Origin of the sequence: Pseudomonas sp. P9_35 (assembly GCF_034008205.1) — a bacterium.
Taxonomy (GTDB): domain Bacteria; phylum Pseudomonadota; class Gammaproteobacteria; order Pseudomonadales; family Pseudomonadaceae; genus Aquipseudomonas; species Aquipseudomonas kilonensis.
The window spans coordinates 1,643,232-1,668,382 of record NZ_CP125373.1 but is presented as its reverse complement, the minus strand read 5'-3'; the positions used below and the strand labels follow the sequence as shown (position 1 = coordinate 1,668,382).

20 protein-coding genes are annotated in these 25,151 nt (G+C 61.9%); 16 read left to right on the top strand and 4 right to left on the bottom strand.

What is annotated here, in order from left to right; translation table 11 throughout:
- Positions 1-126 precede the first annotated feature (126 nt).
- The 6 genes from QMK47_RS07365 to QMK47_RS07340 all read left to right on the top strand — a co-directional run bounded on the left by QMK47_RS07365 (position 127) and on the right by QMK47_RS07340 (position 7,164).
- A complete protein-coding gene (locus QMK47_RS07365; protein WP_253472062.1) occupies positions 127-648 on the top strand; it encodes an RNA polymerase sigma factor in 522 nt (173 codons plus the stop codon).
- A 98-nt stretch (positions 649-746) separates the two neighbouring features.
- Positions 747-1,709, top strand: coding sequence for a FecR family protein (locus tag QMK47_RS07360; protein WP_320390006.1), 963 nt, complete (start codon positions 747-749; stop codon positions 1,707-1,709).
- A gap of 119 nt (positions 1,710-1,828) precedes the next feature.
- Positions 1,829-4,423: a TonB-dependent receptor gene (locus QMK47_RS07355; RefSeq protein ID WP_320390005.1), complete on the top strand. Its 2,595-nt coding sequence runs from the start codon at positions 1,829-1,831 to the stop codon at positions 4,421-4,423.
- Positions 4,424-4,593: 170 nt separating this feature from the next.
- Complete coding sequence (locus QMK47_RS07350) at positions 4,594-5,184, top strand: biliverdin-producing heme oxygenase (RefSeq protein WP_320390004.1); 591 nt, start codon at positions 4,594-4,596, stop codon at positions 5,182-5,184.
- Between the two features lie 170 nt (positions 5,185-5,354).
- On the top strand, positions 5,355-5,783 hold the full coding sequence (locus QMK47_RS07345) for a YbaN family protein (RefSeq protein WP_320390003.1): 429 nt from the start codon (positions 5,355-5,357) through the stop codon (positions 5,781-5,783).
- A 34-nt stretch (positions 5,784-5,817) separates the two neighbouring features.
- Complete coding sequence (locus tag QMK47_RS07340; protein WP_320390002.1) at positions 5,818-7,164, top strand: CoA transferase; 1,347 nt, start codon at positions 5,818-5,820, stop codon at positions 7,162-7,164.
- A 225-nt stretch (positions 7,165-7,389) separates the two neighbouring features.
- Here QMK47_RS07340 and arcD (QMK47_RS07335) read toward each other — a convergent pair whose 3' ends face one another.
- Positions 7,390-8,817 carry an arginine-ornithine antiporter gene (gene arcD / locus QMK47_RS07335; protein WP_253472050.1) on the bottom strand — a complete coding sequence of 476 codons (1,428 nt, stop codon included), beginning with the start codon at positions 8,815-8,817 and terminating at the stop codon, positions 7,390-7,392.
- A 394-nt stretch (positions 8,818-9,211) separates the two neighbouring features.
- Between arcD (QMK47_RS07335) and arcD (QMK47_RS07330) the strand changes: the two genes are divergently transcribed.
- The 6 genes from arcD (QMK47_RS07330) to QMK47_RS07305 all read left to right on the top strand — a co-directional run bounded on the left by arcD (QMK47_RS07330) (position 9,212) and on the right by QMK47_RS07305 (position 14,997).
- On the top strand, positions 9,212-10,639 hold the full coding sequence (gene arcD, locus QMK47_RS07330; protein ID WP_253472048.1) for an arginine-ornithine antiporter: 1,428 nt from the start codon (positions 9,212-9,214) through the stop codon (positions 10,637-10,639).
- A gap of 31 nt (positions 10,640-10,670) precedes the next feature.
- Entirely contained in the window at positions 10,671-11,927 is a 1,257-nt protein-coding gene (gene arcA, locus QMK47_RS07325) for an arginine deiminase (protein WP_214511630.1), read from the top strand.
- 84 nt (positions 11,928-12,011) lie between these two features.
- Entirely contained in the window at positions 12,012-13,022 is a 1,011-nt protein-coding gene (locus QMK47_RS07320) for an ornithine carbamoyltransferase (protein WP_057448903.1), read from the top strand.
- A gap of 150 nt (positions 13,023-13,172) precedes the next feature.
- Positions 13,173-14,102 carry a carbamate kinase gene (arcC, locus tag QMK47_RS07315; protein WP_258690486.1) on the top strand — a complete coding sequence of 310 codons (930 nt, stop codon included), beginning with the start codon at positions 13,173-13,175 and terminating at the stop codon, positions 14,100-14,102.
- A 65-nt stretch (positions 14,103-14,167) separates the two neighbouring features.
- Positions 14,168-14,527: a DUF5064 family protein gene (locus QMK47_RS07310; RefSeq protein WP_253472044.1), complete on the top strand. Its 360-nt coding sequence runs from the start codon at positions 14,168-14,170 to the stop codon at positions 14,525-14,527.
- Positions 14,528-14,820: 293 nt separating this feature from the next.
- Entirely contained in the window at positions 14,821-14,997 is a 177-nt protein-coding gene (locus QMK47_RS07305; protein WP_162843733.1) for a hypothetical protein, read from the top strand.
- A gap of 7 nt (positions 14,998-15,004) precedes the next feature.
- Here QMK47_RS07305 and QMK47_RS07300 read toward each other — a convergent pair whose 3' ends face one another.
- Entirely contained in the window at positions 15,005-15,898 is an 894-nt protein-coding gene (locus tag QMK47_RS07300; RefSeq protein WP_320390001.1) for a helix-turn-helix domain-containing protein, read from the bottom strand.
- Between the two features lie 175 nt (positions 15,899-16,073).
- On the opposite strand from QMK47_RS07300, the gene pobA reads away from it, so the two are divergent.
- On the top strand, positions 16,074-17,264 hold the full coding sequence (gene pobA, locus QMK47_RS07295; RefSeq protein WP_320390000.1) for a 4-hydroxybenzoate 3-monooxygenase: 1,191 nt from the start codon (positions 16,074-16,076) through the stop codon (positions 17,262-17,264).
- A 51-nt stretch (positions 17,265-17,315) separates the two neighbouring features.
- Positions 17,316-18,851: an MDR family MFS transporter gene (locus QMK47_RS07290; RefSeq protein ID WP_253472038.1), complete on the top strand. Its 1,536-nt coding sequence runs from the start codon at positions 17,316-17,318 to the stop codon at positions 18,849-18,851.
- A 138-nt stretch (positions 18,852-18,989) separates the two neighbouring features.
- On the opposite strand, the gene QMK47_RS07285 is transcribed toward QMK47_RS07290, so the two are convergent.
- Positions 18,990-20,339, bottom strand: a complete 1,350-nt coding sequence (locus QMK47_RS07285) for a spinster family MFS transporter (protein ID WP_258690483.1) — start codon at positions 20,337-20,339, stop codon at positions 18,990-18,992.
- Positions 20,340-20,689: 350 nt separating this feature from the next.
- Between QMK47_RS07285 and QMK47_RS07280 the strand changes: the two genes are divergently transcribed.
- Complete coding sequence (locus QMK47_RS07280) at positions 20,690-22,873, top strand: hypothetical protein (protein WP_320389999.1); 2,184 nt, start codon at positions 20,690-20,692, stop codon at positions 22,871-22,873.
- Between the two features lie 286 nt (positions 22,874-23,159).
- Here QMK47_RS07280 and QMK47_RS07275 read toward each other — a convergent pair whose 3' ends face one another.
- Positions 23,160-23,465, bottom strand: coding sequence for a DUF2288 domain-containing protein (locus tag QMK47_RS07275; protein ID WP_253472034.1), 306 nt, complete (start codon positions 23,463-23,465; stop codon positions 23,160-23,162).
- Positions 23,466-23,804: 339 nt separating this feature from the next.
- Here QMK47_RS07275 and QMK47_RS07270 point away from each other — a divergent pair, with 339 nt between their 5' ends.
- Positions 23,805-24,932, top strand: coding sequence for a branched-chain amino acid ABC transporter substrate-binding protein (locus QMK47_RS07270; protein WP_253472032.1), 1,128 nt, complete (start codon positions 23,805-23,807; stop codon positions 24,930-24,932).
- Positions 24,933-25,151 lie beyond the last annotated feature (219 nt).

Here is a 25,151-nt window from a genome sequence, read left to right as displayed (position 1 = left end):
ACTGATGCTCCGTCATCGCGAGCGAGCTCGCTCCCACAGGGTTACGCTTTGTGAAATGAATGAAGGCTTGACCCGCCCGACAGATGATAAGCATTATCATCTACTCGAACCAGATCGGGCCCTACCGTGAGTCAATCACGCTTTCATCACGTCTTCCTCGCCCAGCGCACACCGCTGCTGCGCACTCTCGAGCGCATGGTCAGCAACCCCAGTACCGCCGAAGACCTGCTCCAGGAAACCTACCTGCGCGTCACCCGCGCCTTGGGCGAACGCACGGTCGAGCACCTCGAACCCTTTGTTTTCCAGACTGCCCGCAACCTGGCGCTGGACCATCTGCGTGCCCGGCGCATCCAGTCGCGGACCTTGCTCGATGACGTACCGCCGGAGGTCGTCCACAACGTCGTCGCCCCCCAGAGCAGTGCCGAGGACGCCGCCCATGCCCAGCAACTGCTCGAACGCCTGAACGTCAGCCTCCAGGCCCTGGGTTCGCGACAGCAGCAGATCTTCATTCTCAGCCGCCTGCATGGCCACAGTTACCAGCAAATCGCCGAACGCCTGGGCGTGTCCCTGAGCACCGTGCAAAAGGAACTGAAACTGATCATGGCGATCTGTGTGGGTGTGGCTGAACGTAGCCACGGCGAGCAGTGACCCGCTCCACGCTTCAGGCCATAAGCTGCGCACACGCTTGCCACTTGCTGCGTACAGCTTGTAGCTTGAGCCCGTGCCGCTAATACCGAGAACCCACTGTGATGGACAATCACCGCTCTGCCGAGCCCACTGCGACGCCGGAAACCGCCCATGCCATGGAGCAGGCGCTGGACTGGCTGATCCTGCTGGACAACCCCAGCGAGGAACAGACTCGGCAGTTCCACGCCTGGCTGGCGGCCGATCCGCGCCACGGCGAGGCGTTCGCCCGAGCCCAGGCGATCTGGAACGGCCCGCAGGTGATGGAAAGTGCCCGCCAACTTGAAGCCGCGCCCAAGGTTACCGCGCTGTCGCGTCTGCGCGCCCACTGGAAACCCCTGGCCACTGCCGCCGTGCTGTTTCTCGGCCTGTTCAACTTCAGCGACCTGCCCCTGCGCTTGCAGGCCGACCACCTGACCGTAGTCGGTGAGCGCCAGCGCTTGCAGTTGGAGGACGGCTCCAAGGTCCTGCTCAACACCGATTCGGCCTTCTCCAGCACGTTCAACGAGCAGCGGCATGTGGCGCGCCTGTACAAGGGCGAGGCGTTTTTCGAGGTCCCGGGCAACCGTAGCCTGCCGCTGGAAATCGATGCCGGCCCGGTCATGGCCAGCGTCAGCGACACCACGTTCGCCGTGCGTTACCTCGACGGCGTGGCCCAGGTCCAGGTGCAGCGCGGCGACGTGGACCTGCGGGCCACCCGCAACGACGCCCATGTGCGGCTATCAGCTGGCGAAAGCATCCGCATCGGCCCCAACGGCTTCGACCGCCCGGCCCGGCTCGAGGCCAACACTGACCTGGCCTGGGTCCAGGGTCGGCTGGTGTTCGAAAACCGGCCACTGAGCCAGGTACTGGCCGAGCTGCGACGCTATTACCCCGGCTGGATCATCAACAGTAACGAACAATTGGCCAACGTCGCGGTGACCGGCAATTACCGCCTCGACCAGCCGCTGGACGTGGTCCGTTCGCTGGCCCACATCACCTCGGCGCGGCTCCAGGAGTTCCCGGCGCTGGTGATCCTGAACTAAATGAGAATTATTTTTACTCGATAGGCTCCGCTGATTCGTCTCGTTATAGCCAATGCAATTGATTCGCATCCAGCGATGTGGATCTGCACCTATAACAGATGCGACACGGAGCGCTATCGATGTCCTCTCGCCTTACTTGCCGGTTTCTTGCCCCCTCTTGCACGCTGTCACTGCTCACCGCCGCCCTGCTGATGGCCGGCACCGCGCCGCTCGCCCTGGCCGCCACCACCGTGCAACCCGCTGCACGCAACATGGGCGACTACACCTTTGCCATCGCCCGGCAGCCACTGGTCTCGGCGCTGAATGCATTCTCTGCGGCCACCGGCTGGCAGGTCGGGATGCCCGCGGAACTGGCCGCAGGCCTCGCCTCGCCAGGGGTGAACGGCTCGCTGCCACCTGAAAAAGCCCTGGAGCGCCTGTTGGTGGGGACCAACCTGAGCTACCGCAAGCTGGGCGACAACAGCATCGTCCTGGAAAAACGCAGTGCCGGCAGCGCGCTGGAGTTGCAACAGGTGACCATCAGCGCCACCCGCCAGGAACAGGACATCACCAGCGTACCGAGCACGGTCACCGTCCACGACCGCCAGGAACTGGACCGCAACAACATCAATACCCTCAAGGACCTGGTGCGCTATGAGCCGGGTGTATCGGTGGGCGGCGCGGGCCAGCGCGGCGGTATCAGCGGCTACAACATCCGCGGCATCGACGGCAACCGGATCCTGACCCAGGTCGACGGCGTGGAAATTCCCGGCGGCTTCTTCAATGGCCCCTACGCCAAGACCCAGCGCAACTACGTCGACCCGGAAATCATCAAGCGCGTGGAAATCCTGCGCGGTCCGGCCTCGGTGCTGTACGGCAGCAATGCCATTGGCGGTGCCGTCAGCTACTTCACCCTGGATCCGGACGACATCATCAAGCCAGGCGAGGACGTTGGCGCCCGCCTGAAGACCGGCTACAGCTCCGCCGACGAGAGCTGGCTCAAGTCCGCCACCGTCGCTGGCCGTAGCGGGCAGTTCGACGGCCTGTTGCACTACAGCCAGCGCGACGGTCATGAAACCGAATCCTACGGCAGCCACAACGGCACCGGCCTGGACCGCACCGCCGCCAACCCCCAAGACGTGCGCGCCAACAACGTGCTGGCCAAGCTCGGCTGGAACTACAGCGATGACTCACGCCTTGGCCTGATCTACGAGAAATACAAGGACGACCGCGACAGCGACCTGAAAAGCGCCTATGGCGGCCCCTATTCCAACGGCCGCCCCACGATCCCCATCTCCATGCTGCCCGGCGGCATGTACCAGTGGCGCACCGGCAACGACACCATCACCCGCGAGCGTTTCGGCCTGGAGCACAGTTTCGCCCTCGACAGCCTGCTGGCCGATCACATGAAGTGGAGCCTGAATCACCAGGTCGCCAAGACCGACCAGAGCACCGCCGAATTCTACTTCCCGATCACCCGCCAGGTCCTGCGCACCCGGGAGACCCTCTATGAAGAGAAACAGTGGGTCTTCGACGCGCAACTGGACAAGGCCTTCAGCGTCGCCGACACCGATCACGCGCTGACTTACGGCACCACCCTCAAGCAGCAGAAAGTCACCGGCTCGCGCAGCGGCAATGGCGTGTGCCTGGCGGTTGGCGTCGGTTGCTCCGCGGTAGGCGCCATCAGCACCCGGGACGTGCTGGCAAAAGCCAGTGATTTCCCGGACCCGACCATCAACACCTACAGCCTGTTCGCCCAGGACCAGATCAGTTGGGACAAATGGACCTTCACGCCAGGCCTGCGCTACGACTACACCCGGCTCAAGCCGCACCTGACCGAGGAATTCCTCAACACCGTAGACCCTACCGGCGGCGGTGCAGTCAGCGGCAAGAACAAGACCTGGCATCGCGTCTCACCGAAGTTCGGCGTGACCTACGCCCTGAGCGATGAGTACACCGGGTACGGCCAGTACGCCGAAGGTTTCCGCACCCCGACCGCCAAGGCTCTCTATGGCCGCTTCGAGAACACCGACCCTGGCTATAGCGTAGAACCCAACCCCGATCTGGAACCGGAAAAAAGCAAGAGCTACGAGACCGGCCTGCGCGGCCGTTTCGATTCCGGCTCGTTCGACGTGGCGGTGTTCTACAACAAGTACCGCGACTTCATCAACGAAGATGCCATCACCCCCGGCGCCGACCAGTTGACCTTCCAGAGCAACAACATCAAGCACGCCACCATCAAGGGCGCCGAGGCCAGGGGACGCCTGGAGCTGGAGGTGCTGGGCGCGCCAAAGGGCCTCTACACCCAAGGTTCGGTGGCCTACCTCTATGGTCGCAACAACGACACCGGCGAGCCGCTCAACAGCATCAACCCGCTGACCGGTGTGTTCGGCCTGGGCTACGACCAGGATCGCTACGGCACTTTGCTCAGTTGGACCCTGGTCAAGAAAAAGGACCGCGTCGACGACAGCAACTTCAACTCGCCCGATGGCGTGAGCGGCCAGTTCAAGACGCCGGGCTTCGGCATCCTCGACCTGAGCGGTTTCTACAAGGTGACCGACGACCTCACCGTCAGCGGCGGCCTCTACAACCTCACCGACAAGAAGTACTGGCTGTGGGATGACGTGCGCGGCTACGACAGCGTTGGCGAGGCGGCGGTGCTGAGCCCCGCCAACCTCGATCGCCTGACGGCGCCGGGGCGTAACTTCGCGGTGAACCTGATCTGGGATATCTGACTCGGTTGCCCAGGCCAAACAAATACCCGTAGTGAGGAGAGTCATGTGGGAGCAAGGCTTGCCCGCGATGCAGGCGATGCGGTCTTTCAGAGATCGAGGCGCCTGTTTCGCGAGCAAGCTTTGCTCCCACAGCCCCTCGCCACAATGTTCCAACTCGAAGGAATTTTTTCATGACCACACAACGCCCCGCTTCACGCTCCCAACGCCTGAACCAGATCACCCACGAGCCCCACAGCCGGCTCGACGCGCTGGTCAAGGCCCACGCCCCGTTCGAAACCCCGGCCAGCTTCGCCCGTTTCGTCGTCGCCCAGTACCTGTTCCAGTCGGAACTGGTGGCGCTGTACAACGACGCCGAACTGGCCGCCCTGATCCCCGACCTCCCGGCCCGGTGCCGGGCAGAAGCGGCCAAGGCGGACCTGGCCGACCTGGACACCGAAGTCCCTGCGCCAGTGGCCGGCGCGGTGAAAAGCCCGACCCAGGCCGAAGCCCTGGGCTGGCTGTTCGTCTGCGAAGGCTCCAAGCTCGGCGCCGCGTTCTTGATCAAGCGTGCCGTGGGCCTGGGGTTGAGCGAGACCTTCGGCGCCCGGCACCTGGCAGAACCTGCCGGTGGGCGCGCCGAAGGCTGGAAATCCTTCACCCGCACCCTCGACGGCCTGGCCTTCACCGAACAGCAGGAAGCCGAGGCGGACAAAGGCGCGCTGGATGCGTTCAACCGGTTTACGGTGCTGCTGGAACAGGCCTATGCGGCCGAGTTGGCCTGACTCCCCAAGGGATTTAGGGTGGATGCATATCTTGCAGTCACCCAGAAACCAGTGTGGGAGCGAGCTTGCTCGCGATAGCGGTGTATCAGGCGACCAATAGGGTGGCTGACCATTCGCCATCGCGAGCAAGCTCGCTCCCACAAGGTAAAGTGCATGTCGGATAGAAATACATGAGCCGCACGCCCTCGAAAATCACCCAACTACTCTTCGCCCTGCTCGCCTACACCAGCCTGGGCATCGGCCTGATCGCCATCGTCGTACCTGGCTTGCCGACGACCGAGTTCATCCTGTTGGCCGCCTGGGCCGCGACCCGCAGTTCGCCGCGCCTGAGCGCCTGGCTGGAGAACCATCGCCTGTTCGGGCCGATGCTGCACAACTGGCGCAACGGCAAGGTCATTCCGCGCCGGGCCAAGGTCGGTGCCACCACCAGCATGCTGCTCTGCGCAGGCTTGATGCTGGTGCTGCTCGACCACGCCTGGCCGGCTTACCTCGCGCTCGCCGGCATGGGCCTGGGCAACCTGTGGATCTGGTCGCGCCCGGAACAGGTGCAGGGCTCTTGCTCCCGTTGGGCCGCAAAACGGCCTCCAACGGATTTTTGATCTATGATCGCCCTCTCGTACTGGAGGGCTTTCGATGTCAGATCTGCTCACGTCCATGCAAACCGCACTCGGCTTGCCCACGACCCCGATCACCTTCACTGGCGATGGCGCGCTGCCCTCGGCCTTCGCCGTCACGGAGCTGGCCAGCGCCAGCATCGCCGTTGCCGGCCAGGCGACCACCGAACTCATCCAGCAACAAACCGCTCGCCTGCCGCCTGTCGAGGTCGACCGACGCCTGGCGTCGTTCTGGTTCTCCACTTCCCTGCGCCCCATCGGCTGGAGCGTGCCGCCGATGTGGGACCCGGTGGCCGGCGACTACGCCAGCGCCGACGGCTGGATTCGCCTGCACACCAACGCACCGCATCATCGCCTTGCGGCGGAAAAAGTCCTCGGCACCTGCACCGACCGCGCTGACATGGCGGCCAGGGTGGCCCGATGGAACAAGGCCGAGCTGGAACAGGCGGTGGTGGACGCCGGCGGTTGCGCCGCCGAGATGCGTTCGTGGCAAGCGTGGCAGGTCCATCCCCAAGGCCAGGCGGTGAACGCCGAGCCGCTGGTGCACCTGAGTGAAACGCCTGGAGAGCAGCGCAAACCCTGGCTCGGCTCCGTGACCCAGCCACTGGCGGGCCTCAAGGTGCTGGACCTGACCCGCGTGCTGGCCGGCCCCGTCGCCAGCCGCTTCCTCGCCGGCCTGGGGGCCGACGTGCTGCGCATCGACCCGCCGACCTGGAACGAACCCGGCGTGGTGCCGGAAGTCACCCTGGGTAAACGCTGCGCCCGCCTCGACTTGCATCGGGCCGAAGATCGCGCGACATTCGAGGCACTGCTCAAGGACACCGACATCCTCCTGCACGGCTACCGTGCCGACGCCCTGGAACGCCTGGGCTACGGCGCCGAGCAGCGCCGGCAGATAGCCCCGGGCCTGATCGACGTCAGCCTCAATGCCTACGGCTGGAGCGGCCCGTGGCAGAACCGGCGCGGCTTCGACAGCCTGGTGCAGATGAGCAGCGGCATCGCCGAAGCCGGCATGGGCTGGAAACACACCGACAAACCGACACCGCTGCCGCTGCAAGCGCTGGATCACGGCACCGGCTATCTGCTGGCGGCCAGCGCCCTGGTGCTGTTGTCCCGGCGCCTGGCAAGCGGTCACGGCGGCTCGGCACGCATGTCGCTGGCACGCACGGCGAAACTGTTGATCGAACGTGGCGCAGGGGACTCGACCCCATTGCGAGCCGAGGCCGAGGATGATCAGGGCCTGGTGGTGGAACCGACGCCGTGGGGACCGGCCCATCGCCTGCAGGTGCCCGTGAAAATCACCGGGACGCCGCTGCAATGGAGCTTGCCAGCGGCGGAACTGGGCGCGCATCGGGCACGGTGGTGACGCTCACTATCGGTTAAAAAATGCCCTTTGTGGCGAGGGAGCTTGCTCCCGCTGGGCTCTGTAGGAGCTGGCGAAGCCTGCGATCTTTTGATCTTGATCTTTCGCTGGAGATTCAAGTGTCAGGGGAAAGATCGCAGCCTCGTTGCACTCGACAGCTCCTACAGCCGCGCCCCAGCGGGAGCAAGCTCCCTCGCCACAAGAGTCCGCCTCGACAACGTGGTAGCCTCACAACGCCAAAAACCCACTGTACAACCCATACGCCGCGACGCCCGCCCCTGACATCACGCAAGCAAAAATCCCCTTTTCCACATGGGTGAACAAGGGCTGTCCCTGCTCCCGCTTGGCCTGGGCAAACAGGATCACCCCAGGCGCATACAACAGCGCCGACAACAGCAGGTATTTCACGCCTCCGGCATACAGCAGCCACACCGCGTAGCACAGCGCGACGCCACCGATGCACAGGTCTTTCATCCGCCGGGCCGAGCCCTGTTCGTAGGTTTCCCCCCGGGCGCAAAGCAGCACTGCATAGGCCGCCGACCACAGGTACGGCACCAGGATCATCGACGAGGCGAGGTAGATCAGGCTGGTGTAGGTGCCTGCGGAAAACAGAGTGATCAGCAAAAACAGCTGGATCATGCCATTGGTCAGCCACAGCGCGTTGACCGGCGCATGATTGGCATTTTCCTTGGTCAGGAACGCCGGCATGGTCTTGTCCCGGGCGGTGGCGTAGAGGATTTCAGCGCACAACAGCGCCCAGGACAGCAAGGCTCCCAACAGTGAAACCGCCAGCCCCAGGCTGATCAGCAACGCGCCCCAAGGCCCGACAATGTGCTCCAGGACGCCGGCCAGGGACGGGTTCTGCAACTGCGCCAGTTCCGGCTGGCTCATGACCCCCAGGGACAACACATTCACCAGCACCAGCAGCGCCAATACCCCGAGGAACCCGATCACCGTCGCACGCCCTACGTCCGCACGTCGTTCTGCCCGTGCCGAATAGACGCTGGCGCCTTCGATGCCGATGAACACGAACACCGTCACCAGCATCATGTGCCGCACCTGGTCCATCACACTGCCCAGGTCCGGACTCATCGCGCCCCAGATATCGCGGGTGAAAACCTCGGCCTTGAAGGCCACGGCGGCCATGACGATGAACATCAACAGCGGCACGACCTTGGCCACGGTGGTCACCAGGTTGATGAACGCCGCTTCCTTGATCCCGCGCAACACCAGGAAATGCACCGCCCACAGCAACAACGACGCACAGCCGATGGCCACCGGCGTATTGCCTTGGCCGAACGCCGGGAAGAAGTAGCCCAAGGTACTGAACAGCAGCACGAAGTAACCGACATTGCCCATCCAGGCGCTGATCCAGTAGCCCCAGGCAGACGAGAAGCCCATGTAGTCGCCGAACCCGGCCTTGGCATAGGCGTACACGCCCGAGTCCAATTCCGGCTTGCGATTGGCCAGGGTCTGGAACACGAAGGCCAGGGTCAGCATGCCGACGGCGGTAATCGACCAGCCGATCAGCACCGCACCGACATCGGCCCGAGCCGCCATGTTTTGCGGCAGGGAAAAGATCCCGCCGCCGATCATTGACCCCACCACCAGTGCGATCAGTGCGCCCAGTGGCAACTTTTCAATCGGCTGCGGCATTTTTCTCACTATTAAATTAAGTAAATAAAGCGACATAACGTTTTTGAATAACGTCACCCACACAAAATCCAAAGACTTATGACTCGGCCATTCTCCAAGGCCCTAATTAAAAAGACCATGACACCCCATTATTATTGTCACGAACGCAGTCTACAAAATAGTTGCGACTCAGTGGCAATCAACTAGCGTGAATATTCCTGCGGCAAGAAAACCTTCACAAACCCTTTGCCAAAGGCCCTGAAACGGGCCTTTCGAGCAACTTCAAGACGCCAACGGACGGTGTTAACTCCTTCATTAACAATGGAATGTTGTCATGCACTGATCCAGATCAGATATTCAATTTTCGAATCGACTTAGTCTGTTGACTCTCTTCTCCTGCACTGGAGTCTCGCAAATGTCTGATACGCCCGGAAAACTTCGATTGGGTGCGCTGGTTGCACTGGTGGTCGGCTCAATGATCGGCGGGGGAATCTTTTCCTTGCCACAAAACATGGCGGCCAGTGCCGATGTCGGTGCCGTGCTGATCGGCTGGGCCATCACCGCCGTCGGCATGCTGACCCTGGCCTTCGTGTTCCAGACCCTGGCCAACCGCAAACCCGACCTGGATGGCGGGGTGTATGCCTACGCCAAGGCCGGGTTCGGCGACTACATGGGTTTCTCATCCGCGTGGGGTTACTGGATCAGCGCCTGGCTGGGCAACGTCGGCTATTTCGTGTTGTTGTTCAGCACCTTGGGCTACTTCTTCCCGGTGTTTGGTGAAGGTAATACCGTCGCAGCGGTGATCGGCTCATCGGTGCTGCTGTGGGCCGTGCACTTCCTGGTATTGCGAGGCATCAAGGAAGCAGCATTCATCAACCTGGTGACGACCATCGCCAAGGTCGTACCGCTGGTATTGTTTGTGCTGATCGCCGTATTCGCGTTCAAGCTCGATATTTTCACCGCTGATATCTGGGGCCTGAAAAATCCGGACCTGGGCAGCGTGATGACCCAAGTGCGGCACATGATGCTGGTCACCGTGTGGGTGTTCATCGGCATCGAGGGCGCAAGTATTTTTTCCGCCCGCGCCGAGAAGCGCACCGACGTGGGCAAGGCCACCGTCATCGGCTTCATCACCGTGCTGCTGTTCCTGGTACTGGTGAACGTGCTGTCCCTGGGCATCATGACCCAGCCTGAACTGGCGAAGTTGCAGAACCCGTCCATGGCCGCCGTGCTGGAGCATGTCGTGGGGCACTGGGGCGCGGTGCTGATCAGCGTCGGCCTGATCATCTCGCTGCTCGGCGCCCTGCTGTCCTGGGTATTGCTGTGCGCCGAGATCATGTTCGCCGCCGCCAAAGACCACACCATGCCCGAGTTCCTGCGCCGGGAGAATGCCAACCACGTACCGGCCAACGCCCTGTGGCTGACCAACGCGATGGTCCAGGTGTTTCTGGTCATCACCCTGTTCTCGGCCAGCACCTACCTGTCACTGATCTACCTCGCCACCTCGATGATCCTGGTGCCGTACCTGTGGTCGGCGGCCTACGCCGTGCTGCTGGCGGTGCGCGGCGAGACCTACGAAGGCTTCGCGGCCGAGCGGCGCAAGGACCTGGCCATCGGCGCCATCGCCCTGATCTATGCGGTGTGGCTGCTGTATGCCGGCGGGATCAAGTACCTGCTGCTCTCCGCCCTGCTCTATGCCCCCGGCGCGATCCTGTTCGCCAAGGCCAAGCGCGAGCTGGGCAAACCGATTTTCACCGCTGTCGAGAAGCTGATTTTCGCCGCAGTGATCGCAGGCGCCCTGGTGGCGGCCTACGGGCTCTACGACGGCTTCCTGACCTTGTAGTTGGCTGATTGTTCTAACTGGAGGATTTGTAATGACCACGGAAAAAGTGAAATACGGCGTGCACTCCGAAGCCGGCAAATTACGTAAAGTCATGGTGTGTTCCCCAGGCCTGGCCCACCAGCGGCTGACCCCGAACAACTGCGACGAGCTGCTGTTCGACGATGTGATCTGGGTCAACCAGGCCAAGCGCGACCATTTCGATTTCGTCACCAAGATGCGCGAGCGCGACATCGACGTACTGGAAATGCACAACCTGCTGACCGACATCGTCGCTATCCCCGAAGCCCTGGACTGGATCCTGCAACGCAAGATCACCGCCAACTCGGTGGGCCTGGGCCTGGTAAATGAAGTCGGTTCGTGGCTGCGCAGCCTGGAGCCGCGCCATATCGCCGAATTCCTGATCGGCGGCGTCTCGGCCGATGACCTGCCGGACAGCTTCGGTGGCAAGACCATCCAGATGTTCCGCGACTTCCTCGGGCATTCCAGTTTCATCCTGCCGCCGCTGCCCAACACCCAGTTCACCCGCGACACCACCTGCTGGATCTACGGCGGCGTGACCCTGAACCCGATGTATTGGCCGGCGCGCCGCCAGGAAACCCTGCTGGCCAGCGCCATCTACAAATTCCACCCCGAGTTCACCCAGGCTGACTTCCAGGTCTGGTACGGCGACCCGGACCAGGATCACGGCAGCGCCACCCTCGAAGGCGGCGACGTGATGCCCATTGGCAACGGCGTGGTGCTGATCGGCATGGGCGAACGCTCGTCCCGCCAGGCCATCGGCCAACTGGCGCTGAACCTGTTCAAGAACAAGGCCGTGGAGCGGGTGATCGTCGCCGGCTTGCCGAAATCCCGCGCGGCCATGCACCTGGACACCGTGTTCAGCTTCTGCGACCGCGACCTGGTCACGATTTTCCCGGAAGTGGTGAGCCAGATCGTCGCCTTCTCCCTGCGCCCTGACGAGAGCAAACCCGGCGGCATCGACGTGCGCCGCGAGGACAGCAGCTTCCTCGACACCGTGGCCGCGGCCCTCAAGCTGCCGGCACTGCGGGTGGTGGAAACCGGCGGCAACAGCTTCGCCGCCGAACGCGAACAATGGGACGACGGTAACAACGTGGTGGCCGTGGAGCCGGGCGTGGTGATCGGCTACGACCGCAACACCTACACCAACACCCTGCTGCGCAAGGCCGGTGTGGAAGTCATCACCATCAGTGCCAGCGAACTGGGCCGGGGCCGTGGCGGTGGTCACTGCATGACCTGCCCGATCATCCGTGACCCGATCGATTACTAACCTTTGAGCCTGGGCCGGCACCGCTCTGCATCCCACGGCAGAGACCGGCCCCGGGGATAACCTACACCTGAGGAGATCCACATCATGGCGTTCAACATGCGCAACCGCAGCCTGCTGAGTCTGATGCACCACACCAACCGCGAGCTGCACTTTTTGCTGGACCTGTCCCGCGACCTCAAGCGTGCCAAGTACACCGGCACCGAACAGCAGCACCTCAAGGGCAAGAACATCGCGCTGATCTTCGAGAAGACCTCGACCCGCACCCGCTGCGCCTTCGAAGTCGCGGCCCATGACCAGGGCGCCCACGTCACCTACATCGACCCGGTGTCGTCGCAGATCGGGCACAAGGAAAGCATGAAAGACACCGCCCGGGTCCTGGGGCGGATGTTCGACGCCATCGAATACCGAGGCTTCGAACAGGAGATCGTCGAGGAACTGGCCAAGTTCGCCGGGGTGCCGGTGTTCAACGGCCTGACCGCCGAATTCCACCCCACCCAAATGATCGCCGACACCCTGACCATGCGCGAACACAGCGACAAGCCGCTGCATGACATCAGCTATGCCTACCTGGGCGATGCCCGCTACAACATGGGCAATTCGCTGTTGATGATCGGCGCCAAACTGGGCATGGACGTGCGCATCGGCGCGCCGAAAGCCTTGTGGCCGCATCAGGACTTCATCGACCAGTGCCAGGCCTTCGCCGCCGAAAGTGGCGCACGCCTCACCATCACCGAAGACCCTAAGGAAGCCGTCAAGGGCGTGGACTTCATCCACACCGACATCTGGGTGTCCATGGGCGAGCCGGTGGAAGCCTGGGATGAGCGCATCGAGCAATTGCTGCCCTACCAGGTCAATGCGCAAATGATGAAAGCCTCGGGCAACCCGCGGGTGAAGTTCATGCACTGCCTGCCGGCGTTCCATAACAGCGAAACCAAGGTCGGCAAGGACATCGCCGCCCGTTATCCGAACCTGGCCAATGGCGTGGAAGTGACCGAGGAAGTGTTCGAATCGCCGGCCAACATCGCCTTCGAGCAAGCGGAAAACCGCATGCACACCATCAAGGCGATCCTGGTGTCGGCGTTGGCGGATATCTGAGCAACCGACACATTTCCCCTGTGGGAGCGAGCTTGCTCGCGATGGCGAAGGAACAGGCAACATTGATGTCGACTGACACACCGCCATCGCGAGCAAGCTCGCTCCCACAGAGGACCGCATTGTTCGCTCCATTTTTGAAAGGACAGCACCATGCGTATCGTCGTTGCCCTGGGCGGTAACGCCCTCCTGCGTCGGGGTGAACCCATGACCGCAGACAATCAACGCATCAACATCCGCACCGCGACCGAACAGATCGCGAAAATCCACCCTGGCAACCAACTGGTCATCGCCCACGGCAACGGCCCGCAGGTCGGCCTGCTGTCGTTGCAGGCGGCGGCCTACACCTCGGTCGCGCCGTATCCGCTGGACGTGCTCGGCGCCGAAACCGAAGGCATGATCGGCTACATCATCGAACAGGAACTGGGCAATCTGCTGGACTTCGAAGTCCCCTTCGCCACGCTGCTGACCCAGGTTGAAGTGGACGGCAACGACCCGGCCTTCCAAAAACCCACCAAGCCCATCGGCCCGGTCTACAGCCAGGAAGAGGCGCAAAAACTGGCTGCCGAAAAAGGCTGGGCCATCGCCCCCGACGGCGACAAGTTCCGTCGCGTGGTCGCAAGCCCCAGGCCCAAGCGCATCTTTGAAATCCGCCCGATCAAATGGCTGCTGGAAAAGGGCAGCATCGTGATCTGTGCCGGCGGTGGCGGCATCCCGACGATGTACGACGCCGACGGCAAGCTGCAAGGCGTGGAAGCAGTAATCGACAAGGACCTGTGCTCGGCGCTGCTGGCCGAACAGCTGGAAAGCGACCTGCTGGTGATCGCCACCGACGTCAACGCCGCGTTCGTCGACTTCGGCAAGCCGACCCAGAAAGCCATCGCCCAGGCCCACCCCGACGACATGGAAAAGCTCGGCTTCGCCGCCGGCTCCATGGGGCCGAAGGTGCAGGCGGCCTGCGAATTCGCGCGCAACACTGGCAAGGTCGCGGTGATCGGGTCGCTGTCGGACATCGATGCTATCGTCCAGGGCACTGCCGGTACGCGCATCAGCACAGCGACACCTGGCATCGCTTATCGATAACAGGAAACTTGCGGGGCGGATCCAGGGTCTGCCCTACTCCCCATGCCTTCGAAGGAGAGTTGCTTATGGCCATGTTCGAACCCGGACACCTGCACATGGAGCGCCATGCGCTGAACAAGGACGATTTCAGCTACAACCTGTGCATCGACTACAAGGTCGACCAGGACGGCAAGGAAGGCACGGGCATGTCGTTCCGGGTGCATGGCAGCGTCGAAGACAAGTCACTGGACGAGACATTCTTCCTGGCCAAGGACCAGGCCTTCGATTTCGCCCGCCACGCCACGCGCATCGCCCAGAAGTATGGCTTGCCCAAGACCGCGAGCATCGGCTCGATGCACAAGTACTACGACGAAATGTTCGAAGACGTGCGCAAGCAACTGGACGTCAAGCCGGGCGACCCGATGAAGCCAGAACACCTGGCGTAACTGACTGGGAAACACTGCCAGTTCCTGACATACAGCGAACCTGTGGCGAGGGAGCTTGCTCCCGCTCGGTTGCGCAGCGACCGCAACATTTTTGGGCCGCTGCGCAGCCCAGCGGGAGCAAGCTCCCTCGCCACAATGAAGCAGGGCTTCAGCCCTTGGGAGGCTGGGTCCTACTGGGGAATATCAGTGTTCTGAATATCGGGTTACACACAAAGCCTGCCCGGCTGGCAACTCGCCACGGCTGACCTATTCTGAAAGTAGTACCCCCGGGTATTCGTTCAGAGGTCACCGCCATGAACATTAAAACAAGAAGACGCCTCGCCATTTTTGTCACCTGCGCCGCGACGCTCGCGCTATACGGCACTGCGGCCTACCGGGTCGAGCAGGCCAGGCAACTGCCCCGTGAATACGCCAGTTGCAACTTCGAACGGTGCATCCCCCACAGCGCAACCCTGAACGCCCTGCGCTGAGGCGTGGTCAGTCGTCCTGTTGATCGGTCTTGAGCCGGTCCCGGAACGCCTTGGGCGAGATGCCCACGCGCCGGCGGAACAGCCGGGTGAAGTTGGTCGGGTCGGAAAACCCGAGCATTTCGGAAATCTCGTAGATGGTCATGCCGGTGTAGGTCAGCAGGCGCTTGGCTTCCAGCAACTGGCGCTCATGCATGATCTGCAACGCCGGTTGCCCCGCCAGCTCCCGGCAGGTGCCGTTGAGGTGCGACACGGAAATGCCCAGGCGGTGGGCCAGGTCTTCGACCTTGACGTGCTCGCGATAGGTTTCTTCCACCAACTGAATGAAGCCGTTGAGGTATTCCCGGGCCCGTTGCGGGCGCTGGGCCTGGGTGTGTCGCTGCATCACCTGGCGGCTGACCCAGACCATGATCACGCTGACCAGCGCGTGCATCAGCATTTCCCGCGCCGGTTGATGCCCCACGTACTCATTCTGCAAGGCGCTGAACAGGCTGTTGAGGTACTCGGCATTCTCAAGGGCGGGGTAGCTTTCGGCCTGGGCCAGGACGTTGACCGAATGCCCCAGTTGCGCTTGCAGGTGCGTGACCAGCGGCGCCGCCAGGGTCACCACGTAACCTTCCACATCTTCGGAAAAACGAAAGCCATGGACCGACAGCGGCGGCAGGATCTGCACGGCCGGCTCGGTGAGTAGCGTGCGCCGGCCCTCGATTTCCAGTTCCGCCTGGCCCTTGAAGACAAACAACAACTGGCACAGATCAGCATGCCGATGAGGCTTGATTTCCCATTGATGCTCGCGGCTGCGCTTGGAGATGGTCTCGCAGTGCAACAAGTCCGGCGTCGGCCATTCCTGGCTCTCGCCATAGAGCTTGAACACCGGGATCGGAGGCAGGTCAGGTTTTTTCATAACGTGGATCCGGGCCTGGGGTTGCGGGCGATAATCGCACCAATTGGCGAAAAGAACAGGTATCGGCTCAGTTTTCCCCTTCAACTGACAGCTCCGCAAGCGAAAAATGTAGGCACTCGATTTCTAATAATCAACACCGACCCTGGTCGCGTGCTTCGTGCGAGTCATAACAACAATGAAAACCCTCAAGACCCAAGTCGCTATTATCGGTGCCGGCCCCTCTGGCCTGCTGCTCGGCCAGTTGCTGCACAACGCCGGGATCGACACTGTCATCCTCGAACGCCAGACCCCGGAATACGTCCTGAGCCGCATCCGCGCCGGTGTGCTGGAGCAAGGCATGGTCGAACTGCTGCGTCAGGCCGGCGTTGGCCAGCGCATGGACGCCGAAGGCCTGCCCCATGATGGTTTTGAACTGGTGCTCAACGATCGACGGGTGCACATCGACCTCAAGGGCCTGACCGGTGGTAAAAATGTCATGGTCTACGGCCAGACCGAAGTGACCCGTGACTTGATGGCCGCCCGCGAAGCCGCCGGCGCCCGGACCCTGTACCTGGCCAGCAACGCCCAACCCCACGACATGCAAACCGAAACCCCTTTCGTGACCTTCGAGCATGAAGGGGAAACCTGGCGCCTGGACTGCGACTACATTGCCGGTTGCGACGGTTTCCACGGCGTGGCGCGACAGTCCATTCCTGCGGAAAAACTCAAGGTCTTCGAACGCGTCTACCCGTTTGGCTGGCTCGGCGTACTGGCCGACACCCCGCCGGTCCACGAAGAACTGGTCTACGCTCGCCACGCGCGCGGTTTTGCCTTGTGCAGCATGCGCTCCAAGACCCGCACCCGTTATTACCTGCAAGTGCCCGCCGAGGAACAAGTGGCCGACTGGCCGGACGAGCGTTTCTGGGATGAGCTGAAAAACCGCCTGCCCGCCGACCTGGCCGCAGCCCTGGTGACCGGCCCGTCCATCGAGAAAAGCATCGCCCCGCTGCGCAGCTTCGTGGTCGAGCCGATGCAGTACGGGCGGATGTTCCTGGTGGGCGATGCGGCCCACATCGTCCCGCCCACCGGCGCCAAGGGGCTGAACCTGGCGGCCAGCGATGTCAGCACGCTGTTCAACATCCTGCTCAAGGTCTATCGCGAGGGCCGTGTGGATCTGCTGGAGAAGTATTCGGCCATCTGCCTGCGGCGCGTCTGGAAAGCCGAACGGTTCTCCTGGTGGATGACCTCGATGCTGCACCGCTTCGACGACGACGCCTTCAACCAGCGTATCAGCGAAGCCGAGCTGGAATATTTCGTCGACTCCGAGGCCGGTCGCAAGACCATCGCGGAAAATTACGTCGGACTTCCTTACGAGGCTATCGAATAGTCGCCTATCGACTTAAACTGCGGGTTTCGTCCATTTTGCCTCTCCGGCGCGATGCCCGCAGGTTCTGCCTTGACTCAGTTCAATACGCTCCACGCCCCAAAACCGGCCATCCGTAGCGTGCTGGCAGCCCTGATGCTGGCGATTTTCCTGGGTGCGCTGGACCAGACCATCGTCGCCGTCTCGATGCCGGCCATTTCCGCACAATTCGCCGACGTCAGCCTGCTGGCCTGGGTGATTGCCGGCTACATGGTCGCGATGACCGTGGCGGTGCCGATCTACGGCAAGCTTGGTGACCTCTACGGTCGCCGGCCGCTGATGCTGTTCGGCATGGGCCTGTTCACCCTGGCCTCGCTGTTCTGCGGCCTGGCCCAAAACATGGAGCAACTGGTGCTGGCGCGGATTTTCCAGGGCATCGGCGCCGGCGGGATGATTTCGGTGAGCCAGGCGATCATCGGCGACATCATCGCGCCCCGCGAACGCGGTCGCTACCAGGGCTACTTCAGCAGCATGTACGCGGTGGCGAGCGTGGCGGGACCGGTGCTCGGCGGCTACATGACCGAGTACCTGTCGTGGCGCTGGGTGTTCTGGATCAACCTGCCGCTGGGCCTGGTGGCCTGGTGGGTCGCCCGACGCAGCCTGGTCGGGCTGCCGGTGCCGCAACGCACGCCGATCATCGATTACCTGGGCACCGTGTTGCTGATCATCGGCCTGACGGCGCTGCTGCTGGGGATCACCCAGGTCGGCCAGGGTCATGCCTGGCACAGCCGTGAAGTGCTGGGGTTGCTGGGTTGCGCAGGGGCAGCGCTGGGGGTGTTCGCCTGGCACGAGCGCCGGGCGCGGGAGCCGTTGTTGCCGATGCACCTGTTCGCCAACCGCGATGCGGTGCTGTGTTGGTGCACGGTGTTCTTCACCAGCTTCCAGGCGATTTCCCTGACAGTGCTGGTGCCGTTGCGCTTCCAGAGCGTGACCGGCGCCGGTGCCGACAGTGCGGCGTTGCACTTGTTGCCGCTGGCGATAGGGCTGCCGATCGGCGCGTATTTCGCCGGACGCCGGACCTCGGTCACGGGGCGCTACAAGCCGATGATCCTGAGCGGCGCCCTGCTCTTCCCGTTCGCTATCCTCGGCATGGCTTTCACCCCGCCCGCCGCGCTCTGGCTGAGCAGCCTGTTCATGCTGCTCAGCGGCATCGCCTCCGGCATGCAGTTTCCCACTTCGCTGGTGGGTGCGCAGAACGCCGTACACCAACAGGACATCGGCGTCGCCACCAGCACCACCAACCTGTTCCGCTCCCTTGGCGGCGCGGTGGGCGTGGCACTGATGTCAGCGTTGCTGCTGGCCTTGCTGCAAGATTCAAGCTTCGCCCAGCTCGCCAGCTCGTCGCTGATCGGTGAAGGGCATTCCGGCAGCGTCTTGCTGGACGGCCTGAACGCCGCCCCGGGCGAGGCGCAGAACGCCTTGCGCCAGGAACTGCAGGCGACGTTCCGGCATTTGCTGATGATCAGCGCAGCAGTGTCGTTGTTGGGACTGGCGGCCGCGGTGGCGATGCCCAATCGCCTGTTGCGTGGGCGAGATGACAAGGCTGGATAACCTGTAACACACGGCCTTTGTGGCGAGGGAGCTTGCTCCCGCAGGGGTGCGAAGCGGCCCCAAAAATGTTGCGGTCGCTGCGCAACCGAGCGGGAGCAAGCTCCCTCGCCACAAAAGCATCATTGCCACAAAATTTCTTTAGGCCGTCGCCACGACACCTTCGGGCAGCACCACCGCGCTCATCCCGTCCTTCATGCGCTTGGCATCGCGCACAAAACAACGTGACGCCAAAAACAGGAACACCATGGTCAGGAACAGCGCCACCGGGATCAGGTACATCGCGTCATGCAGGCCGATGGCCTTGAACGCTTCGGTCATCTGGTCGACTCCGGCTGCGGCCATGGCCGTGCGGGCGAAGTAGTCGGACAAGCCGCCCACCACCACCGGCCCCAGGCCGCCACCGAGCAAGTACAGGCCGGCGAAGAACAGCGCCATCGCCGTAGCCCGCAGGCGCGGCTCGACCACGTCCTGGATCGCCGTGTACACGCAGGTATAAAAGGTATAGGCGAACAACCAGCCGACACTGAACACCGCGACGAACACGCCGATTTCAATTCGCCCGGCGTGCAATGCCCAGGCCGTGGTGAGCGTCGAGATCACCAGGCTGAACGCGGCGAACAGCAAGCGACCGCTGGGCACGCGCTGGTGAATCTTGTCGGCGATCCAACCGCCGAGGGTCAAGCCGAACAACCCGGTCACGCCCACCATGATCCCGGTGGCCACCGCCGCCTCGTGCAACGGCATCAGGAAATAGCGTTGCAGCATCGGCACCAGGAAGGAGTTGCAGGCATAGGTGGCGAAGTTGAAGCACAACCCGGCCAGCACCAGCCACAGGAAAGTGGGAATCGCCAATACCCGACGGATCGGCCGGTCGACCTTTTCCTGGGACACCTGCACGGTTTCCGCCGCGCCGCGCTTGGGTTCCTTGATGAAGAACATGAATAGCGCCAGCACCAAGCCTGGCACCGCCGCGATAAAGAACGGCGCGCGCCAGCTGTCGAAGGCCTTGACCATCGCGCCGATGGTGAAGAACGCCAGCAACAAGCCAATCGGCAGGCCCAGCATGAAGATGCCCATGGCCCGCGCCCGGCGATGGGCCGGGAACAGATCGCCAATCAGTGAGTTGGCAGCCGGCGCATAACTCGCCTCACCGATCCCCACGCCCATGCGCACCAGCAGGAACGCCCAGAAACTGCCCACCAGGCCGTTGACCGCCGTCAGCGCGCTCCAGGTCGCCAGGCCCCAGCCCATCAACTTGCTGCGCGAACCGGTATCGGCCATGCGTCCCAATGGCAACCCGGCAATGGCGTAGACGATGGTGAAAGCGGTGCCGATGATGCCGATCTGGAAATCGCTGAGGCTCCACTCCATGCGAATCGGCTCGATGATGATCGCCGGGATGGTGCGGTCGAAGAAGTTGAACAGGTTGGCCAGGAACAACAGGAACAGAATGCGCCAGGCATTCGCCGCTTGGGTCGAGTTCTGCATGGGTCCGTCTCTTTTATTGTTATGGAGCATTAGCGGAATCTGCAATCTAGACAGCGGTGCGCGGGCTGTCTCCAATCATTCGCAAGGCTGATACCCATCCATGGCGAGCGGCGCGTTTCTTGATAACGGTCAATTTCCTGTAACAATTGCCATCATTTCGCCCATTCTTGATTAAAGATCGTCTCCCGCTGGCCGATTCAACCTATCAGGAAAGAATCTCTCGAGCGGCGCCCAGGCCATAGCCTTGGACGCTCGGGCCGACCTTCGCGCCATCCAGGACGCGAGCTCCCATCCGCGATGGTTCGATGACAGCGCTCGTCGAGCCAACCAGTTCAGGCACATGGCGCACAATGACTTCCAAAAAAACAGCCACTGCGGTATCCGATCTGACCCTGAGCCCGGCCGCCAACGGCCCTGAAGCCTCGAAACCCTCGAGCAGCTCGAGCTCGCGTCCCCTGTCGACTCAGCAGTATCTGTATTTCACCGAAACCAACACCGACCGGATCCTCGACAACCTCGATGGCCTGCGCGACGCGGTGTTCCCGCGACCGCCCCATCTGGTAGAAGACGAGAACGACCGCGCCCAACAGGAATTCCCGTCGGTATGCCTGATTGGCCTGGGGCGCTGCGGCTCCAACATCGCCCTGGACGTGGCGGAGCTGGTGTACAACGCCCGCAAGTTCTACCTCAACGAATTCAACGCCGAAGACAAGGCCTACAACGACAAGGGCTACAGCCCCGCGCAGTGGATCCGCAACAACCTGCGCCTGGGCAACAGCAAGGCCAGCAAACCGGTGTTCCTGGTGGAACCGCTGGTGATGCTCGGCGACCTGGACAAGGACATCGCCGGGCGCATCCGTTTCTCGCGCAAGGGCGAGAAAAGCGGCTTTTTGCGCGACTACAGCAAAATGAAGATCATGGACTTGTCGGAAGTCCACGCCGGTGGCGCCGGTAACGCGCCGATCCTGGGCCAGTACCTGGCCAAGATCATCCTGAACAAGGACACCCAGCGCTTCTCCAGCCCCGACTGGAAAATGATCCACTCGTACCTGATCGACAGCTGCGGCATCAAGGCCAACCAGTCGCGCCTGTACTTCTCGATCTTCAGTGCCGGCGGCGGTACCGGTTCGGGCATGGCCTCGGAGTTTGGCCTGGCCCAGCAATACTCGTACATGAACAAGACGTTCGACACCAAGCCGATGGACGAACACGACAGCAAGAGCGGTCACTCCTTCGTCTTCGAACCGATTTTCACCAGCGGCATCTGCGTATTGCCGAACATTTCCGACCACCGCAGTGAAATGTCCGAGGCCTTGCACATCAACGCCGGACGCCTGCTGTGCAAGTACCTGTCGGAAGAATGGGATTTCTCGTACAACTTCGCCAACGAAGACAGCAGCGAAGCCAGCGTGATGGGCCGTATCCGCCCCTGGAACGCGATGATGCTGATCTCCAACGACATCATGCGCTACGCCGAAGAAAGCGATGACGGCAACATCCAGAACATTGATGTCAATGCCATGGAGAAGCACGCCAACCAGTACATCTCCCAGCAGATCTTCAACATCCTGACGGCCCAGGCGGTTACCACCGACTACGACCAGAACTACTTCCGCCGTGCCGGCATCGACATTGGCGAAACCATTCGCCTGGACGCCAACGACCTGTTCATGAGCCTGGCCGGCCCGGTGGCGATTGCCTACGCCGAGTCCGTCGTTCCGGAAACCCCGGCGCCAAGCGGCGACAAGTTCAAGGTGTTCGAGAAAGAGCCGCCGCGCCTGAACATCGACGACCTGTTCTTCCGCTCCATCGACCTGCCGCACTTCAACAAAGTCACCCAGGCCATCGAAGGCATCAGCCTGTTGCCGATCGAATCCAAGCGCTACCGGGCGTCGCTGGAGCAGTACAAGAATTCCGGCTACGACGCAGCCGCCCTGCATGACCTGCACTTCTTCAAGAATTGTTCGTCGGTGGTGTCCATCGTCTCCCTGCCCAAGGACTACAAGCTGTCCTACATGGACCTGAACCGGCTCAAGACCCACCTCAACAGCCTGTTCCCCAACACCACCCTCAAGCGTTACGCGTTGGTGATCGGTGCGTCGGCCAACCTGTCGCTCACCACCCTGATCGCCAAGAGCCCGTGCCTGTCGGACGATTTCCTGACCCTGATCGTGGCCTTCATCAAACGCTGCTTCGCCCGCACCCCGTACCGCTTCGACGACACCCTGGACAACTCGATCCTGGACTTCATCATCAATGAAGACTTCGACGAAGAACGCATCGACGACCTGCTCAACGAATTCGAAAACCCGGCGAAGATCCTCGACACCAACTGGTACGCGATCAAGCCGATGTACGAGAAGAAATACCGCGAGCTGATCAACGACAAGGACAAGTTCGTCTCGATCAACGACATCCGCCTGTCCCGCGACTGCGTGAAGAAATCCATCAAGTACCTGCGCGAGATCTACCGTCACCGCATTGGCAAGACCAAGGTTATTTCCCTTAATAACCATACTGGCAAGAGTTACTGAGGCTGGCGCAGCAGCGTGTTGCCCCTTTCGCGAGCAAGCTCGCTCCCACAGGGTTTTGTGTACACAGACCCACTGTGGGAGCGAGCTTGCTCGCGATAGCGGCCCTGAATCCTGCACCTGAACAACATCCAGAAACAATTGAGCAGCCCAAAGGCTGCTCCATAAACTGTTCCCGTTACGTATACGTCACCCTCCCCTGTGGCGTTTCGCCACGGCAGGACGCCATCACGCTACTCACCTACACACTTTCTTGCCCACCCGAACGCGAACCAACTTGGTGCATCGATCAGTTCGACGCCCTTTCCTGGATCATAATCCAGGGCGAAACCACCACCGCCCAAAGCTGCGGATCACGCTCCAGAAAATCCAGCGCCCGCGTTTCAGACAGCTTGGCGAGCTGGTCGGCGGCCAGCCAGGCGGCGACTTTGTCGCCTTCGTCCTGGGCGACGGCTTCGGCGGCGGCGATCAAATCCAGTGCCGGATCGACCCACAATAGGGCACCCCTGGCAAAGAACGGCTCCAGCTCTTTCCAGGTGATGGATGCGGTTTCACCAAGCAGTTTGGCATAGAGGGTGCTAGGTTCTTGATTCATGGGACTTGTCCGGAAAAGAAATCGGCGCGAATGATAACGTCGGTGGTCTGGCAGAAAAACCCGGTAGCAATTGCAGTACCGATTGAAAAGCGCAGGAAAGCCAAGGATTGCCGATATGACCGGACAACCCCCGCCGCAATTCTGTCTTTTTCTTTCAATTAAGCGACACCCTCAGGTTTTGCCCCCAAGCGCCAGCTTCCCTTGCCAACAATCGGCGCTCTACACTGTACCGGTACAGTTGCCGGGGGCATTTTCCGCGAGGGTATCCAAGATATCTGACCCGGTTCTGCTGCTACGGCGCCAGGACTATAAAAACTACAACAGCATGAGTGGAGCACTATGACTAAGGCTACTAAGCAGATTTCCAAACTGTTTGCCGCTATGGTTCTGGCCGGGGTTGCCAGCCATTCGTTCGCCGCCGACACCATCAAGATCGGCATCGCCGGCCCAAAAACCGGCCCTGTAGCCCAATACGGCGACATGCAGTTCAGTGGCTCCAAAATGGCCATCGAACAGATCAACGCCAAGGGTGGCGTCAACGGCAAGCAACTCGTCGCCGTTGAATACGATGACGCCTGCGATCCAAAACAAGCGGTAGCGGTCGCGAACAAAGTCGTCAACGATGGCGTCAAGTTCGTGGTCGGCCACCTGTGCTCCAGCTCCACCCAGCCGGCTTCGGACATCTATGAAGACGAAGGCGTGGTCATGATCACCCCGGCCGCTACCAGCCCGGACATCACCGCTCGCGGCTACAAGATGATCTTCCGCACCATCGGCCTGGACAGCGCCCAAGGCCCTGCGGCCGGCAACTACATCGCCGACCACGTCAAGCCGAAGATCGTTGCGGTCCTGCACGACAAGCAGCAGTACGGTGAAGGCATCGCCAGCGCCGTGAAGAAAACCCTCGAAGGCAAAGGCGTCAAGGTTGCCGTCTTCGAAGGCGTGAACGCCGGCGACAAAGACTTCTCCTCGATGATCGCCAAGCTCAAGCAAGCCAACGTCGACTTCGTCTACTACGGCGGCTACCACCCGGAGCTGGGCCTGATCCTGCGTCAATCCCAGGAAAAAGGCCTGAAGGCCAAGTTCATGGGTCCGGAAGGCGTGGGTAACGACTCCATCTCGCAAATCGCCAAGGACGCTTCCGAAGGCCTGCTGGTGACCCTGCCGAAATCCTTCGACCAGGATCCGGCCAACGTCGCCCTGGCTGACGCGTTCAAGGCCAAGAAAGAAGACCCAAGCGGTCCGTTCGTGTTCCCGTCCTACTCCGCTGTCCAGGTGATTGCCCAGGCCATCACCGCAGCCAAGAGCGAAGACGCGGCCAAAGTGGCTGAAGCCATCCACGCCGGCACCTTCAAGACCCCAACCGGTGACCTGAGCTTCGACGCGAAGGGCGACCTGAAGGACTTCAAGTTCGTGGTCTACGAGTGGCACTTCGGCAAACCTAAAACCGAAGCTTCGCCTCAGTAAGGCCTGGCCTGACTGACTGCCAATAAAGCCCACGGCGTGCCGTGGGCTTTGTTTTAAATGTATTGGGCCGCGCTGGCGTGATCCGCCAGTCTCCCCACCTGAAAATCTCAAAACCGTCATCAGCGGTTCGCTGGCAAACCTCGTGTTCGAAGTGGATGCAGATCCACGGGACCCGGGCGGGAAAATGACTCCACCAGTGAAATGCGTATCAGGTTTTTA